The organism is Bifidobacterium colobi (assembly GCF_018555455.1).
Lineage (GTDB): Bacteria > Actinomycetota > Actinomycetes > Actinomycetales > Bifidobacteriaceae > Bifidobacterium > Bifidobacterium colobi.
In genome coordinates this window covers 215,591-231,717 of record NZ_JAFEJU010000004.1, presented here as the reverse complement: position 1 = coordinate 231,717, position 16,127 = coordinate 215,591, and the positions used below count along the sequence as shown (strand labels likewise).

15 protein-coding genes are annotated in these 16,127 nt (G+C 58.1%); 2 read left to right on the top strand and 13 right to left on the bottom strand.

The window, feature by feature from the left end; genetic code table 11:
• The first annotated feature begins 42 nt into the window (after positions 1 to 42).
• On the top strand, positions 43 to 672 hold the full coding sequence (locus JS530_RS07295; RefSeq protein ID WP_214376528.1) for an HAD family hydrolase: 630 nt from the start codon (positions 43 to 45) through the stop codon (positions 670 to 672).
• 240 nt (positions 673 to 912) lie between these two features.
• Here JS530_RS07295 and JS530_RS07290 read toward each other — a convergent pair whose 3' ends face one another.
• Positions 913 to 1,149 carry a helix-turn-helix domain-containing protein gene (locus JS530_RS07290; protein ID WP_214376527.1) on the bottom strand — a complete coding sequence of 79 codons (237 nt, stop codon included), beginning with the start codon at positions 1,147 to 1,149 and terminating at the stop codon, positions 913 to 915.
• Between the two features lie 145 nt (positions 1,150 to 1,294).
• On the opposite strand from JS530_RS07290, the gene JS530_RS07285 reads away from it, so the two are divergent.
• The gene (locus JS530_RS07285) at positions 1,295 to 2,218 is read left to right on the top strand and encodes a LysR family transcriptional regulator (protein ID WP_214376526.1); all 924 of its coding nucleotides are present in this window, start codon (positions 1,295 to 1,297) and stop codon (positions 2,216 to 2,218) included.
• A gap of 163 nt (positions 2,219 to 2,381) precedes the next feature.
• Here the strand turns inward: JS530_RS07285 and JS530_RS07280 are convergent, their stop codons facing one another.
• The 12 genes from JS530_RS07280 to metF all read right to left on the bottom strand — a co-directional run bounded on the left by JS530_RS07280 (position 2,382) and on the right by metF (position 16,122).
• A complete protein-coding gene (locus JS530_RS07280; protein ID WP_214376525.1) occupies positions 2,382 to 3,272 on the bottom strand; it encodes a hypothetical protein in 891 nt (296 codons plus the stop codon).
• Complete coding sequence (locus tag JS530_RS07275) at positions 3,269 to 3,964, bottom strand: hypothetical protein (RefSeq protein ID WP_214376524.1); 696 nt, start codon at positions 3,962 to 3,964, stop codon at positions 3,269 to 3,271. The genes JS530_RS07280 and JS530_RS07275 overlap by 4 nt, the downstream gene beginning before the upstream one ends.
• Positions 3,965 to 4,084: 120 nt before the next feature.
• Positions 4,085 to 5,227: a DUF2974 domain-containing protein gene (locus JS530_RS07270; protein ID WP_214376523.1), complete on the bottom strand. Its 1,143-nt coding sequence runs from the start codon at positions 5,225 to 5,227 to the stop codon at positions 4,085 to 4,087.
• A gap of 100 nt (positions 5,228 to 5,327) precedes the next feature.
• Positions 5,328 to 6,023 carry an orotate phosphoribosyltransferase gene (gene pyrE, locus JS530_RS07265; protein WP_214376522.1) on the bottom strand — a complete coding sequence of 232 codons (696 nt, stop codon included), beginning with the start codon at positions 6,021 to 6,023 and terminating at the stop codon, positions 5,328 to 5,330.
• A gap of 5 nt (positions 6,024 to 6,028) precedes the next feature.
• Positions 6,029 to 7,021: a dihydroorotate dehydrogenase gene (locus tag JS530_RS07260; RefSeq protein WP_214376521.1), complete on the bottom strand. Its 993-nt coding sequence runs from the start codon at positions 7,019 to 7,021 to the stop codon at positions 6,029 to 6,031.
• Entirely contained in the window at positions 7,009 to 7,833 is an 825-nt protein-coding gene (locus JS530_RS07255; RefSeq protein ID WP_214376520.1) for a dihydroorotate dehydrogenase electron transfer subunit, read from the bottom strand. The genes JS530_RS07260 and JS530_RS07255 overlap by 13 nt, the downstream gene beginning before the upstream one ends.
• 31 nt (positions 7,834 to 7,864) lie before the next feature.
• On the bottom strand, positions 7,865 to 8,839 hold the full coding sequence (pyrF, locus tag JS530_RS07250; protein ID WP_214376519.1) for an orotidine-5'-phosphate decarboxylase: 975 nt from the start codon (positions 8,837 to 8,839) through the stop codon (positions 7,865 to 7,867).
• A 17-nt stretch (positions 8,840 to 8,856) separates the two neighbouring features.
• A complete protein-coding gene (locus JS530_RS07245; protein ID WP_214376518.1) occupies positions 8,857 to 10,389 on the bottom strand; it encodes a dihydroorotase in 1,533 nt (510 codons plus the stop codon).
• Positions 10,386 to 10,805 (bottom strand): aspartate carbamoyltransferase regulatory subunit, encoded by a 420-nt coding sequence (locus JS530_RS07240; RefSeq protein ID WP_214376517.1) that lies wholly within the window; start codon positions 10,803 to 10,805, stop codon positions 10,386 to 10,388. Before JS530_RS07240 ends, JS530_RS07245 begins: the two co-directional genes overlap by 4 nt.
• Positions 10,805 to 11,767, bottom strand: coding sequence for an aspartate carbamoyltransferase (gene pyrB / locus JS530_RS07235; protein WP_214376637.1), 963 nt, complete (start codon positions 11,765 to 11,767; stop codon positions 10,805 to 10,807). The genes JS530_RS07240 and pyrB overlap by 1 nt, the downstream gene beginning before the upstream one ends.
• 117 nt (positions 11,768 to 11,884) lie before the next feature.
• Entirely contained in the window at positions 11,885 to 15,115 is a 3,231-nt protein-coding gene (locus JS530_RS07230) for a bifunctional [glutamine synthetase] adenylyltransferase/[glutamine synthetase]-adenylyl-L-tyrosine phosphorylase (protein WP_425350861.1), read from the bottom strand.
• A 161-nt stretch (positions 15,116 to 15,276) separates the two neighbouring features.
• A complete protein-coding gene (gene metF / locus JS530_RS07225; protein WP_214376515.1) occupies positions 15,277 to 16,122 on the bottom strand; it encodes a methylenetetrahydrofolate reductase [NAD(P)H] in 846 nt (281 codons plus the stop codon).
• Positions 16,123 to 16,127: the final 5 nt, after the last annotated feature.

Below are 16,127 nucleotides of genomic sequence, written 5' to 3'. Positions count from 1 at the left end.
ACTGAGACTCAATACTGTCTGCTTCATGTTTGAGGAGATGCAATGACTCACTCCCCCATCACCGATGTGATTTTTGATTTCTGCGGCGTACTGCTGGATTGGAATACGCGTGCCTGCCTGGAAGGCAAGTTCCCTGATGATGTGGTCGCCGCCATCTGCGCGCCAGACGACCCGCATGGATTCTTCCATTATGAGGACCGTATGGATGCCGGTGAGGATTTCGCCGACATCTACCCGGACGTGGTGCGCGAACAAGGCGAGGATATCGCTCAGATTTTCAAGTACTACATCGACCATTACGCGGATGCCCTGCCCCGTACTTTGCCTGGCATGGTTGAACTGCTCGCCGACCTGAAATCGCACGGTTATGGCGTTTGGGGCTTGACGAACTGGTCGCATGAAACCTTCCATCTGGCGTTCGAAAAGTTCCCACGCATCGAACAGCTGCTGGACGGCACCGTGGTGTCCGGCGTGGAGAAAATGCACAAGCCGAATGCGGATATCTATGAGCTGGCGCTACAGCGTTTCGACTTGCAGGCCGAACAGTGCGTGTTCTTCGACGACACCGCCAAGAACGTGGTCGGTGCCAACGAAGTGGGCATTCACGGCATTCTGTTCGAGGGCGCGATTGCGGCTCGCGATAGTCTCGCACAGCTCGGCGTGCAGCTGTAATCCGCTGTACGCGTTGTAATCGACCGATCCCTTACGAATACCCTCCGTATGTACGCGCACCGAACGAACCCTGCGCGTACATTGAGACAAAATGCACGGCCAAAACGTTCGTATGTACGCGCATCTATCGTAGCCTGCGCGTACATACGAACGTTTTCACCCGCTAAATCTTCCGTATGTACGCGCAAGGGTCGTAATTTGCGCGTACATACGAACGATTACGCGGATAATTACGGTCAATTACTTGACAGATTTGTCTTCAGCGTCGAAGCTGATTGTCAATTTGCGCCCCATGCCCTGTGCCAGCGCCTCCAAAGAACGGAATGACGGGTTGATGTGCGCCTGTTCGATACGACTGATGGTGATACGGGAGATTCCGGAACGCTCAGCCAACTGATCCTGGCTCATGCCCGCATCCTCGCGAGCCTTGCGCAATGCATCTCCCACTTCCGGGTATACATAATCCTTATCAGCCACTGCTTACCCCCTTATGCTCCGATGCATAAACAAACCAAGGTCATTATAGGCAGAGACCGCATCGTATCTCACTATTCGCCACCTATTCTGAAATCAAAAGCTATAACCTTAACAACGGCCAGCCTCGCTGCTATAAATGAATCTTATGACTCTGCTTCAGCTGAAATACATCGTCAAGATCGTCGAATGCGGTTCGATGAACGAGGCCTCCCACGCCCTCTACGTCTCCCAGCCGGCACTGAGCTCCTCCGTGAAGGAACTGGAGAACGAGCTCGGCATTGAAATCTTCACCCGCTCCTCCCAAGGCATCGCGCTGACCGTGGACGGTGCGGAATTCCTCACCTACGCTCGTCAGGTGCTCGATCAGGCCGATCTTCTGGAAGAGCGTTACAAGCACGCCAAGCCGCGCAAACAGCTGTGCCAGGTCTCCACCCAGCATTACATGTTCGCCGTCGAGGCGTTCGTGGAGATGATCAACTCCATCAAGTCCGACGAATACGAGTTCACCATCCGCGAGACCCGCACACGCGACATCATCAACCAGGTCGCCAACATGCAGTCCGAAATCGGCATCCTCTACCTGTCCGACTTCAACAAGGATGTGATCGGCAAGTTGCTGCGTGAAAAGCATCTGGAGTTCCATCCGTTGTTCCGCGCTCCGCTGCACGTGTTCATTTCCCGCAACAATCCGCTGGCCGCCAAGAAGATCATCACGATGGAAGATCTGAAGCCATACCCGTTCATCCAGTATGAGCAGGGCGAGGAAGGCTCCTTCTACTTCTATGAGGAAGCCGTCTGGCCGGAGTACTCCCCCAAGCAGATCAACGTGACCGACCGCGCCACGATCCTGAACTTCATCATCGGTCTTAACGGCTACACCGTGTGCACCGGCATCGACAATGGCGATCTCAACAATGAGAAGATTGTCACGGTTCCGCTCGATTCCGACGAAACCATGCTGGTCGGCTGGATCACCAATGAGCGCGCTAAGCTCTCGAAGGCCGCCGAAACCTATCTTGAGAAGCTCAAGTCCGTGGTCGCCGATCATGGCTACAAGCTCATCAACTAGCGAAACCGCATTGCATTGAGGAGGCTCCCATCAGGGAGCCTCTATTGTTTTCGGCGAGCTCACGAGAGTTATCGAGAGTCATCAGTGGCTCTCAAAACGCTCTACAACTCAATCTGCCGAACCAAACTAAACCAGTCTGCACCCATGAGAACTAGAACATGAACTAGAACTGCCTGCTGAGCACATCGGCACCGTAACGCCCGTTACTGCTTTCGCCGCTTTGTGTGGTCACATTCCATGACACTGGGATGATTTTCGTGCCGGCGGGATTGTACATATCGAAGATGCGAATCGCGCAATCCGCATTCGGCGCGCACGTGGTGCCGCTCTCCCCCATCGCGAACCCGTTATGTGCCACATTGCCGGATCCATCCACCGCCTGATAGTAGAGGGTGAAGCGCGTCAACGTATCCTGCGTATTGTTGTGCACAGTAATCGGCACCGTGTAATACGTGAACGACTTCGTATAATCAGCGATGGCGGTCACCGTGATTTTCGGATCTTCCGACTGCTGCTGGGCTTGTTTGATTTCGCTTACAATCTGCCCGTACTGTTTGCGCTGCTGCGCAATCTCATCAAGTTGACTTTGCGCTTGCCTGATCTGTCGGTTTCGATTCTCAACGTCCTGTTTTGATTCCATTAGATCGCTGGTCGCCCACTTGAGCTTTTCGGTTTCCCGGTGATATTCCGGACTGTTCTGCACCGCCACAGAATAGCCGCCCGCTGTCCAACCAGCTACGCCAACGCCAACCAACACAGCGAGGACGGCAAGAATAGTAAGCGGCTTCACTGCGGCGTGCGCAATGCGGACAGCCCGTTGGGATGCGTCACTGACCATCGTGTCGATTGGCATTGTTTTCAACTTGGTCAAACCATCATCGAGCAAGGTAAAGATGCGATCGCCTATTGTTTGCGGCTCATGCTCCCAAGCATGCTTCAGCTCGTGCTGGTTCGCGCCATCGGCATTCGAGACGGCTGCGTTCGAGCCACCTGCGTTCGCACGAGTACCATGTGCTTCATCATCGTTCATATCGTCGCTCGTATCATTGCTCATGGAATCACCACCGTCTTCACATCATCGGCATACTGTCCTTCGACGCTCTGCGTGGAGTCTGGATATTTGGGATTCGTTACCGACGCGGAGAATTTGACAGGCTTGATGGTATCTCCGGAGTATCCGGCGTCTTTGAGCATGTCCTCAAGTACCACTGTTTTACCGGGATAGATCACCACATTCGACACGTATGCGCTCTCGTCACCATCCACCACGCCACCGTCTTTGCCGATGACCTGGTAATCCAAGCTGGCGCCATACATCACATGCCCGGTGTTGTTGCGCACTGTGAACCTCGGATAGTAGTACAGGTCGATGCCGCCGCCGAGCTCCGTGTACAGCGGGTCGATATCCGGGCTGATGGATTCCAGAATCAAATCAGGTTTGCTGGAATCAGGTTCCGCAGCATACTGCTGAACCAATTGCAGATCTTTTTCGGACTGCTGCTTCTCCGTTTTCACCTGACTGCGCAACTCATCACGCTGCTTGGTGAGCGCTTTGGTTTTCCCGCGATTGGTCTGTGTTTCCGATTGCGCCTTTGCCACTTTGGATGCGACTGCTTGATATCCTTGGTCAGTGGTGGGATCCTTCAACAAACGCCCCACTGCAAACGTCATTGCAAACACTATCAGCGCAACGACAACCACGGCGGCGACGACGCTGATCTTCCGTTTGCCAGAACCTTCCTTCATACTTCCACTGTACTGAGGTTGATTGCTGCGCTGGGGCAATGTCACCTAAAGTTCATTTTCGATATTGTCGATGGCTCGCCGCTGACCTGGGCTGGCTTAGCAACTGTAGTGATCGCAGTGTTACTTGGCTGGCAGCACTGCGCTGGCAGCGGTTGCTGCGAATCCTTTGACTACTTCAATCATCACATCGCGATCTTCGGCGTCGATATTGCGCGCGGATGCAAGCATCAACGGCAGTGACTGCGTCCAATGTGCTGTCATTTCGCCGAATGTGCGGTATCCACTGGCTTCGAAGATGGCGAACAGGTTCTCAATGAACCGGCGGCGATGCTCGTCATCGAATTGCGCCATCCAGCCGTTGACCGTACGCGCCAAGTACTGCGCGCTGGGCGTAAGCCCATCTGCTTGCACGAATTGGCCATGATCGATTTGCCAGTGCAAAGCGAAGTGCTGCATGATGCCGATGCCATCGCTACTGACCACGGTATAGCCATCGCTCAACTGTTCACGGGTTTCGAAGAGCATGCCGATGATCGAGGAGCCAGGCACCGACTTGTGCACCTTGGATTCGATGCGTTTGAAGCTAGGCAGGGCAAAGAAATCGTCATCAAAACCAGGGCCATCGTGGGAGAAGATTGCGGCAATACGGTCCTGGATTCCGGCCGGCGCGCAGGCGGCGGCGTATACCGCAAGATTGCCGCCTTTGGAATGGCCTCCGACCATGATCGGACCATTCCAACGCTGTGCTACGTTGGCGAGATATTCCGTTGCTGCCTCCTGTGAGGCGACCGGCCTGCGGAAGGCCATCGTGAAATCCTCTTTCCAGCCGATGATGGAACTGTCGGTGCCGCGGAACGATATATACAGGGTGTTGGCCGCGTCTCCGATTGCGAACGCGCATGCCGAGAACTGCTTGGTGGTTTCCGGATCGAATTCATCCACGTATTCGCCAACGCGGAGGTTCCGCCAACGCGGGTTTTCGCACATCGCACGTAGCAAATCCACGTTCATCTGCGGCGACCATACTCTGCCGAACATGGCGTCATAGCATTCCGCACGCAGAAGCTCGCGAACGGACACCATCGGCAGAGATGATTGTTCTGCAGATTCGACTGCTACCTGTGGATTCGCCTGATATCGCGGCACGTTATCCGGCATGCGCGCATACGCCAACTGCGCCAACGCCAAGCTGTCCGTCTCGTTGAACGGCAGTTCGGCAAAAGTGTCAAAATGCTCCCGAATATCGTCCGTGATATTGCCCATGCCAGCTCCTCTACGGTCTGTTCATTGCATGATTGTAGTAGCGGCAACTTACGAAGAAAGCGGGCATAATGCCCGCTTTCATAAACTGCTATGAGCCGAATCACGCCCCGTACTGTTCGAGGTAGGCGTCGGCGCGCTGCTTGATGTCATGGTCGAGCAGCGGGGTGCCGTCAGCCTTCTTCATCTTGGCGGCGGCGTCGAAGATCTCGCGTACGTTGGCGATGGCGAGCACCGGGAAGCCGAACTCCTGCTCCACAGCCTTGACTGCGGACAGGTCGGAATCCTTGGTCTTCTCCATACGATCCACGGAGAGCACCAGACCCACGACCTCGACGTTGGCTTCGGCCTTGAGCTTCGGAATGACCTCGCGCACTGCGGTGCCGGCGGTCATCACATCGTCCACGAGCAGCACCTTCATGCCGTCGGTGAGCGGGGTGCCGACCATCCAGCCGCCGTCGCCGTGATCCTTCTTTTCCTTGCGGTCGAAGGTGTAACCGACGGTCATGTTATGACCTGCGGTCAGTGCGATGGCGGTGGAGACAGCCAGCGGAATGCCCTTATATGCCGGGCCGAACACGGTGTCGATGTCGCGCGGAATCGTGTTGTGCACGATGGCCTGGCTGATCTTCTCGGCGTAGAAAGCACCCAAAGTCGCGATCTTCTTGCCGTCATCGAAAGCACCGGCGTTGATGAAGTACGGGCTCTGGCGGCCGGACTTCAGCGTGAAGTCGCCGAACTTCAATGCGTTGGATTCCAGCAGGAATTCCGTAAAACGATGTGCAAGCGTTTCTGCCATAGCATTTACCTCCAAGTTTTGCCTGCGGCCAGTTTAGCAGCGAGCTCGGGACGCTCGTCCAACAGGTCATCCAATTCACGGGCGATGCGCAGCGGTGCCACCGGGTCGAAGAGCGCTGCCGCGCCCACTTCCACGGCATTCGCGCCGGCGTACAAGTATTCCAACGCCTTTTCACCGGAGTCGATGCCACCGATGCCGATGATTGGAATCTCCGGCAACGCGGTACGCACGCGGTATACGGCGGCGATGCCAATGGGCAGCACGGCCGGACCGGACACACCGCCGGTTTTGTTGGCGATGATCGGCTCACCGGTGCGGATATTGAGCCTCATGCCGAGCACGGTGTTGATCATGCTCAGCGCATCGGCACCATGTTCCACGGCCGCGCGAGCCGGCACGGTGATGTCGGTGACGTTCGGCGTGAGCTTGACGATCATCGGCTTGTCGGTCATCGGGCGCAGCTTGTCCATCAGCGCGGCCAAGGCCACGGGATCGGTGCCGACGCTCATGCCACCGTGGGTCACGTTCGGGCAGCTGACGTTGATTTCGAGCATGTCCGCATCGGAATCGGCAAGTTTGGCGACCACTTGCATGTAATCGTCATCGCAGTGACCCGCCACATTGGCCACCACCAATGCGCCGGCTTTCTTCAGCTTGGGCAGGTCATCTTCGAGATAATGGTCCACGCCGGGATTCTGCAGACCGACGGCGTTGAGGTTCGATGCGGGGCCTTCCGCCGTGCGTGGGGACGGATTGCCTTCCCACGGAATCGGCGAGCATCCCTTGGTGGACACCGCGCCAAGCTGGCTGACATCATAGAACCAGCGGACGGCGGCATACTGAAAGGTTCCGGAAGCGGTACCGACCGGGTTCTTCCAAGTGACGCCAGCCACCTTGGTCGAATGCTTCCACTCGTGCGGCTCGTAGATGTTGATGTGCTTGTCGGTTTGACGTGCGGCAGTCGTTGCTGTGGTAAGGCTCATCGTCACTCCCCCCATCCGAGCTGTTCGCGGGTGAATACCGGGCCATCGGAGCACACCTTGAGTCGACCGTCTACCGTGTCCACGGTGCACAGCACGCAGGTTCCGTAACCGCAGCCCATGCGCTGTTCCATGCTGAGCTGTGCCGGCATATCACGTTCGGCGGCCCACTGGGCGACCGCCTTCATCATCGGCAACGGACCACAGGAGAGAATAATCGGCGCATGATCGGTGACATAGAGCTCGCCGGACTGTTCCAGTTGGTTCAGCAGATCAACGACATTGCCTTGGGCGTTGTCGATGCTGAAGGAGCGATCGGTGTAGCGGGAGACGAATTCCTCACCGAAGTGGGCGTCACGGTAACCGATTACGGAGGTTGCCACGGAACCGGCCATGTCGGCGATTTTCTGTGCCGCGTACACCAGCGGAGGTACGCCAAGGCCACCACCGACAAGGATGTAGTTGGCGTCCTGCTTCAGGTTGAAGCCGCGGCCGAGCGGACCGAGTACGTCCACCGTGTCGCCGACTTCAAGCTGCGCAAGCTGCTCAGTACCGTGGCCAATGACTGCGAAGATCACACTGACCTCGTCGCCCTCGACTTCGCTGACACCGAACGGGCGAGGCATCAACATGAAATCGTCGTGCGTGAACAGGTTAACAAATTGTGCGGGCTTGGCATGGGAGGCAATGAACGCGTCGCGGAAAGTCAAGCGCACCACATGGTCGGTCAGTTCGCGTACTGCCGTGACTTCCACGGTGTGGCGCGGCGGGAAGAATCCCGCTGCGGTGGCTTCAGCCACCACATCATGCGTTGGAGTGAAGGTAGTCATAAGATTCCTTGTCTCAGTTCTGGTCCGCCGATCAGCGATAGACGGCGATGCGCAGGGCGTCGCGCATATCGAGAGCGGCTTGTCGGGCGCTTTCGGCAACCAAATCCAGTGCCTCATCGGCGCTCATGGATTCGGAGTACTTGCCGCTCTTCTTCCATGCGCCGATGATGCCGCGGGAAGAGTTGACGAGCGCGCCACTGCCATCGGCGTCGAACATGCCGGCGACATCCTGAGCGGTACCACCCTGAGCGCCGTAGCCCGGCACCAGGAAGAACGTGTGCGGCATGCGGGCACGCAGTGCACGACCTTCTTCCGGATGCGTGGCACCGACCACGGCACCTACTCGGGAGTAGCCGTGTTCGCCGATGGTTTCGGCACCCCAGCCTTCCACAAGGTCGGCCACATGCTCGTAGACCTTCTTGCCGTCCGCCAGATCGAGCATCTGCAGCTCACTGGAGGACGGGTTGGAGGTGCGCACCAGCACGAAAATGTCCTTGTCGGCTTCGGTGGCGGCCTGAACAAACGGCGTGATGCCATCCGTGCCGAGATACGGGTTCACGGTCACGGCATCCTCATGCCACGGGTCGAAAGCAGTGCCATCTTCCGCAGCGGCGGAAACACCGTTCAAGTGATGGGCATAGGCGGCAGCCGTGGAGCCGATGTCGCCGCGCTTCACGTCACCAAGCACGTACAGGCCCTGCTGGGCGGCGTATTCGCAGGTCATCGTGTACACATCCACACCAGCCGGACCGAGCGCCTCGTACATGGCGATCTGCGGCTTGACCGCAGGCACGATATCGGCCACCGCATCGATAATGGTGCGGTTGAATTCGAAGTAGGCGACCGCCAGCTGTGCGGCGGGCAGCTCTTCCGGGGAATCCACCGAGTCGCGCACTTCGTCGGCGAAGCTGGCCACCACCTGCGGCGGTACCAGTGCTTCGGTGGGGTCCAGACCCACGACGGATGGGTTCTGCACGTTATTGATTGCTTCGATCAAGCGATCCATCGAAGTCCTTTCGTTCTCTACAGGCGGCTGAACATGAATTGGGAGCCGATGATGGTGGCGAGCGGACGTCCAGTGACCTTCCAGCCGCCGAACGGGGTGTTGCGTGCGGCGGAGTGGAAGCGTTCCGGATCCACGGTCCATTCCTCATCGGTGTTCAAGATGGCCAGATCCACGTGTGCGGCATCATCCACACGGCTCAAGTCAAGCAGACGATTCACACCTTCACGCTTGGCAGTCCGATCAGCTTCGTGGCTTTCCTCTGCCTCGCGTTCCTCGGCGATCACCGCTTCCGGATCATCACCGGTAGGCGCTGGCTCGGCCCAGTCCTCCACGAGTACGGCGATATCGGTGGCATCATGGCCCATCAGCGCTTCCGGCGCCACGGACATAAGCTCGATCAGTCGCTCATCCGAAATGTGACCGCCATCCACCAGCACCTTGTGGCATACGCCGTAGGCGCATTCCAAGCCGATGATGCCGTTGGGTGCCTCGAGGAATCCCAGGGCTTTCTCATCCATTGTGTGCGGGGCGTGATCGGTGGCCAGCAGGTCGACCGTGCCGTCGGCGATGGCCGCGATGGTGGCCTTGCGGTCGGCTTCGGAGCGCAGCGGCGGATTCATCTTGGCCAGCGTGCCATATTCGAGCAGCGCCTCGTCGCTCAAAGCCAGATAATGCGGTGCGGTTTCGCAAGTGATCGGCAGTCCTTCGGCCTTGGCCTTGCGAATGGCCTCGAACGAAATCGCGGTGCTTACATGCTGGAAGTGCACGTGGATACCGGTGCGGCGTGCGGCTTCGATATCACGGGCCACGATCTTGAGCTCGGTATCCTCCGGAATGCCGGGGACACCAAGCTGGCGAGACACCGGACCTTCATTGACGGCACCGGTATCGTGATGCTCGCAGTGCTCAATCAGATACAAATCGGAAGCCTTGGCATTCGCCAGCACCTGATCGAGAATCGGCTCGGGTACAGCGGCACCGTCATCACTGATAGCGGTAACCGGATGAGCCCACATGGCCGGGGTCTTGGCATCATCATCGAATCCGGGCACATACTTGAGCCAATCAGCGGTGTCGCTTGCCTCCTTGCCGGCGCGATCCTTGGATGCGCACACGCACAGGTCGTAGCGAACCGGCAGCTTCACATCATGCGCGGCATCGTAGTTCTGAAGGAAATCGATGACATTGCTGAAACCAGCCTCGCGCATCTCGCGTGCACCGGGCTTATCGGCAGCGGCATCCGCATCACTCACCGTCTGACCGTCAAGTGCAGGCAGCGTATTCGGCATGATGAGCACGTTCGTGTACCCGCCGGATGCCGAGGCACGGCAGCCGGAAACCATGGACTCTTTGTAAGTCTGGCCGGGATCGCGGAAGTGCACATGCGGGTCTGCGAAGCCGGGGGCCACGGTCAGTCCCGTGGCATCGATATCGGCACCATCGTGCACGGTGTCGGTATCGGCGAAGTAGGCGTCAGCGAGGCCTGGAACCACGAGGTCGATGATTTCGCCGGTGTTCCAGACCTTGATGTTGCGTAGGGTGATGCTCACAGTTTCGCTTCCTCGTCGCAGTAGTCGCAGCGGTATTCGAGTCGATCGGAGTGCACCAAGTGGAACATCTGCTTAATGTCGTGCTCGCTGGTGGTCACACAGCGAGGGTTCACGCACTTAATGACGCCGACGATGTGCTCGGGCAGGTGCGGCTGCTTCTTTTCGACGATGTGCCCGCCGCGTACCACGTCCACGGTGGCCTGACGTGCCACGAAACCGAGCACGTCGAGATCGATGTCCTTATCGTCTTCGATCTTGATGATGTCCTTGGTGCCGAAGCGCTTGGATGTGGTGTTCATGATCAGCGCGAGCTTGGTCTTCGACGGATCGATCTTCAGGTATTCCAGTACCTTCAGCGAGGTGCCGGCCGGCACATGATCGATGATGATGCCGTTAACGATGCTGGTGACTTCCATCAGGCTTGCACCTCCTTGGGGTTGAGCGGTTCGTAGCCAGGCAGGTCATCGCCTACCACGGAGCTTTCGAGGGCCATGCGCATGAGCATGCCGTTCTTGACCTGTTCGAAGTAGGCTGCGCGCGGGTCATCGTCCACTTCCACGGCGATTTCGTTGACGCGCGGCAGCGGATGCAGCACAGCCATATGCGGCTTGGCGAGGGCCATCTTGCTCTCGTCAAGGATGTAGGTGTCGCGCAGGCGCAGGTAATCGTCTTCGTTGAAGAAACGTTCCTTCTGCACGCGGGTCATGTACAGCACGTCGAGGTCGCCGATTACGGAGGCCAGATCGCGCACTTCCACGTAGGAGCAGCTCGGCGTGGCGTTGATGCGGTCGATCACGTACTGCGGGGTCTTCAGCTCTTCCGGGCTGATGAGGATGAAACGCACGTTGCCGAAGCGGCAGAGGGTTTCGATCAGGGAGTGCACGGTGCGGCCGAACGTCAGATCGCCGCACAGACCCACGGTCAGGTCGGTGATGCGGCCGAAACGGGACTGCAGCGTAGCCAGATCGGCCAGTGTCTGCGTGGGGTGCATGTGGCCACCGTCGCCGGCGTTGATCACCGGCACGGATGCTGCGCGGGAGGCCACCAGCGCGGCGCCTTCCTTCGGGTGGCGGATGGCGACCACGTCCACGTAGTTCGACACGGTTTTCAGGGTGTCGGAAATCGTTTCGCCCTTGGTCACGGAGGCCAGCTGTGCGCCAGCGAAGCCGATGACCTTGCCGCCGAGACGCAGCATTGCGGTTTCGAAGCTCAGGCGGGTGCGGGTGGAAGGCTCGTAGAACAAGGTGGCGAGCACGCGACCCTCGCAGGTGTGCGAGACTTCCTTGCGATGGGCGTCGATGTACTCGGCCTTATGCAACATTTCGAGAATCTGATTGGTAGACAAGTCGTCAAGCGTCACAACGCTTTTGCCGACCATGGGTGTTTCTTTAGACAAGGCTCACCTTTTCGCTCGTGGTTACAGGTGGCCACCCTTTATGTGACCTTATCTAACTTACGCCATTTTTCGGACAGCCATGTTCACCGAGTGTTCACCCTACCGCTGGGCGCGGCGACGGTTGGCCGCCAGGCGCGGAGCGATAACGTGCATGCGCGGTTTTGCGGGCTTTTGCGGCACACCGGCTGCCCCGCCCGAGCGTCCGGCAACCGTTGAAGCAGCGGCACCATCCTCTTCCGTCATACCGTAGAACAGTCGCTGGCATACGTCGCGGCATTTGCGCATCACGCCAAGCAGATCGTTTTCGAAATGCTGGCCGCGGTGGGCGCCATAGCCGAGGTACACGGCGATGCCGCCGAGCGAATAGATGTCATCGGGCAAGATATCCGCCTGATTGGCACGACCGGACCACAGATAGTTGCCGTTGCGCGCTGCCGTACATGTGGTCCACGCCTTGCGCAGCTGAATGGCATCGATGGCACTGATGAGCTTCTTGTCTTCCAGCACATCCAATGCTTCCAACGTGCCGTTGACACGCAGGTCCTTGATGGTACCTGCATGCTGCAGCTGCAATAGCTGCACGGTCCATTCCACGTCGGAAAGTCCGCCTTTGCCGAGCTTCAGATGGCGTTCGCGGCGCACGCCACGCGGCAGTCGCTCGGCTTCCATACGCGCCTTGAGCTTACGAATGCTTTGCAGTTCGGTGTCGCTGAGCTCTGCAGTTGGGTAGCGCAGCGGATCGGCGATATTGATGAGAAAGTCGCGTGCCAGTTCCGCGTCTCCTGCAGCATAGCGTGCGCGCAGCAGTGCCTGATGCTCCCATGTGGATGCCCAGGATTCGTAGTATTCCTCACAGGATGCATACGAGCGCACGATCGGACCGTTCTTGCCTTCCGGCCGCAGATCAAGATCAAGCTCAATCTTCGGCTCGAAGGTGGTTGGGCCTTGCAGGATGTTGCGCAGATCTTCCACGGCCTTCTTGGCGAACGCATTGGCCTGCGCATCATCGGCATCATCGGCCGGGCGATAAATCAAAATTGCGTCGGCATCGGAGCTGAAGTTGACTTCGCGGCCACCGTAGCGGCCCATGGCGATCACCGTGATATCCGCCGGGGCTGAATCCAAACCGAATACAGCGGTCTGGTGGCGCACGGCCCACTTCAATGAAGCGTCAATGATCGCATCGTATACGTCGGTCATGGCTTTCAGGCAGGTGGCGTCATCCATCACGCCGCTCATCCATGCCAGTCCGATGCGTTCGATTTCGTGGCGGCGCATCGCACGCACGGAGTTGGCGAATTCGTTCATGCTCGAACCGAATCGTTCGAGTGCGGAATTCGTTTGAATGTCCAGTGCTTCGCGGGTGCGGGCTTTGAGATTGTCGTCGTCGCCCAGCCAGCTGATGGATTCCACCGACTTGTTGAGCGCGTCGCCGAGGAATCGCGAGTTGGAGAGCACATGGCATAGGCGTTGTGCTGCCGACGTGGAGTCGCGTAGGAAGCCGAGGTATCCGGATTGGGTGCCGAAGTTTTCTTCCAGTTTGCGCCAGTTGAGCAGACCCATGTCCGGATTCTGGCCCTCGCCCAGCCACTGCAGTACGGCGGGCAGGATGATGCGGTTGATTTTCGCCGCGCGGCCCACGCCCGCGGTAAGCGCCTGCACGTGGCGAATGGCGGCATCCGGGTCGCCGAATCCAATGGATGCGAAACGCTCCTGTGCGGCGGCAACGCTCAGGTTGATCTGATCGTCTTCGAGCTGTGCGCTGACCGGCAGCATCGGACGGTAATAAATGTCGAGATGCAGGTGACGCACCTCGCGGCGGGTGTCGTCGTATTTCTCCACGAGTTCTTCCGGATGCAGGCCGAACGCACGGGCCAGTCGGCGCAGCTCCTGATTCTGATTGAGCTCGTCAATATCGATGTCACGCTTCTTCTCGAGCCCACCCACCGAGGCCCGCCCAAGATCCGGGAACAGATGCGTACGCTTCAGCGACCAGATCTGCTGGCGATGCTCCATCACACGTTCAAAACGATAATCCTGAGACATGCGCACGGCTTGTTTGCGGGAAATGTAACCACCTTCGGAAAGCCGCTGCAACGAGTCCAACGTGTTGCTGGTGCGTAAGGTTTCATCGGTTCGACCGTGCACCAATTGCAGCATCTGCACGGTGAATTCCACATCCCTTAGACCACCGCGACCGAGCTTGATTTCACGGTCCTTCAATGGTGCCGGAATCAGATCCTCGACGCGCTTGCGCATTTTCTGGCAGTCATAGACGAAGTTCTTGCGCTTGGATGCGCTCCAGACGAACGGTCGCGTCATGTCCATGTAGGCTTGGCCGAGCTCCGGATCGCCGGCTACCGGGCGGGCCTTGAGCAGTGCTTGGAACTCCCAGTTTTCCGCCCACTGTTCGTAGTAGTTTTTGTGCGATTCGAGCACGCGCACCAGCTGACCATCCTTGCCTTCCGGTCGCAGGCCACCATCGATCTGCCATAACGGCTGTTCGGCCACGCCCATGATCGCCGACTGGCATACGCGCTGCAATGTGGTGCCCATTTTGGTGCCCACACGAATCAATGTCTGGTGATCGACTTCCTTGCTGGCCGGTTCGACCACGTAAATCAAATCCACATCGGACACATAGTTCAGTTCCTGGGCGCCGAGTTTGCCCATGCCGATGATGGTGAATCGTACCTGATCGCTGCCCTCGACTTCCTTGCGCGCAATGGCCAACGCGCCTTCCAGAGCGGCATCAGCCAGGTCGGAAAGCTCATGGCTGATGGTTGGCTGGATAACGGTCGGGTCGTCGGCAGTGGCATCCTGAGCGATGATGGCGGCAAGCTGACGGCGGTAGCTGGCGCGCAACGCGGTCGCCGCTTCCGCCAGATCTTTGGTGGCTTTGGGACTGGCCTTCTCCGCCGGGTCCGCGCCCAAGGCTTTGAGCAGGTGCGCTCTGCGCTGCTCATGATTGAACAGATGACTATTGCAATGATCGACTGCTGCCGCCTCAACCAAGTCCGGCTTGAACCGCATGAATTTGCCCAACGCATCGGAAACACCGAGCACGGTGATGAGTCGCTTCAACGCATCACCGTCCGGCATGACCTGCGTCAAGTCGCGGCCGCTGGATTGCATGGCGCTGACGATGTCCACGAAATTACGCAGTGCGATATCCGGGTCGCCAGCGTGGGAGAGATAGCCCAGCAGTTCGCTGCGATGGGAGTCGGAGATGCCATCGGCTTTCAACTGGTCGAAGAGCTCGCGGGCTTTATCGAGATCCTGCAATCCCGCCCTGATCAACGACATGGCACTGGGTTTGAACGTCGTCATTGCTTCCATAAAGTTCCACTATATACGCTTATGGCCTCTGCGCCTTGCATTCTCCCATCTGAATGCACAGCACAGAGGCCATAGTGAGCGGCTACATCATCGAACCAGCATGGCAAAAGTCAGAGAGCCGGACTTGGCTTACGCTCAATGACTGGCGATTGCTACTCGTTGAACAGCGATTTGACGTTGCGCCAGATGCGGCGGGTGGTTGCCGGATGGTTCATCGTGTACAAGTGCACACCGTCGACTCCGTGCGCCACCAAATCCGCGATTTGCTCGGATGCGTAGAGGATGCCCGCGTTGTGCAGCGCCTCGGCATTGCCTTCCCAACGGTTGAGCAGCGCATCGAGATGCTCAGGGATGCGGGAGGCATTGCGCACGGCCATGCGGCGCACTGATTTGGCGCCGCGCACCGGCATGATGCCCGCTTCAATCGGCACCGTGATGCCGGCTGCGCGCACTTTATCGCGAAAGCGGTAGAAGTCATCGTTGTCGTAGAACAGCTGGGTAATCAGATGGGTGACGCCAGCATCCACCTTGATCTTCAAATGTTCGATGTCTTTGTCCAATGATTCGGCCTGATAATGGCCTTCCGGATAGCATGCGCCGAACACGGTGAAATTGGGCTTGCGCTCGCGAATATAGGCCACCAGATCGCTGGCATGTTCGAATGCACCAATCACCTGCTCGCCATCGATGTAGTCGCCTCGCAGGGCGAGCACGGTGTTGACGCCGGCGTTCTCAAACATGTCCAGCGCCTCATCGATTTTCGCTTGGTCCGAATACAGGGCTGTCAGATGGGCGACTGCCGGAATACGGTATTCGTTCACAATTGTGTTCGCGATGCGGGCGGTGGCGGTGCGATCGGAATGCGTGCCGTGACCGTAGGTAACGGAGATGAAGTCCGGCTTCAGATCTTCAATACCGTCCAACGTGTCATAAATGGTTCCCACTGGAGCGTCTCGCTTGGGCGGGAAGACTTCCAATGAAAACATCGGCGAATGCATAATCA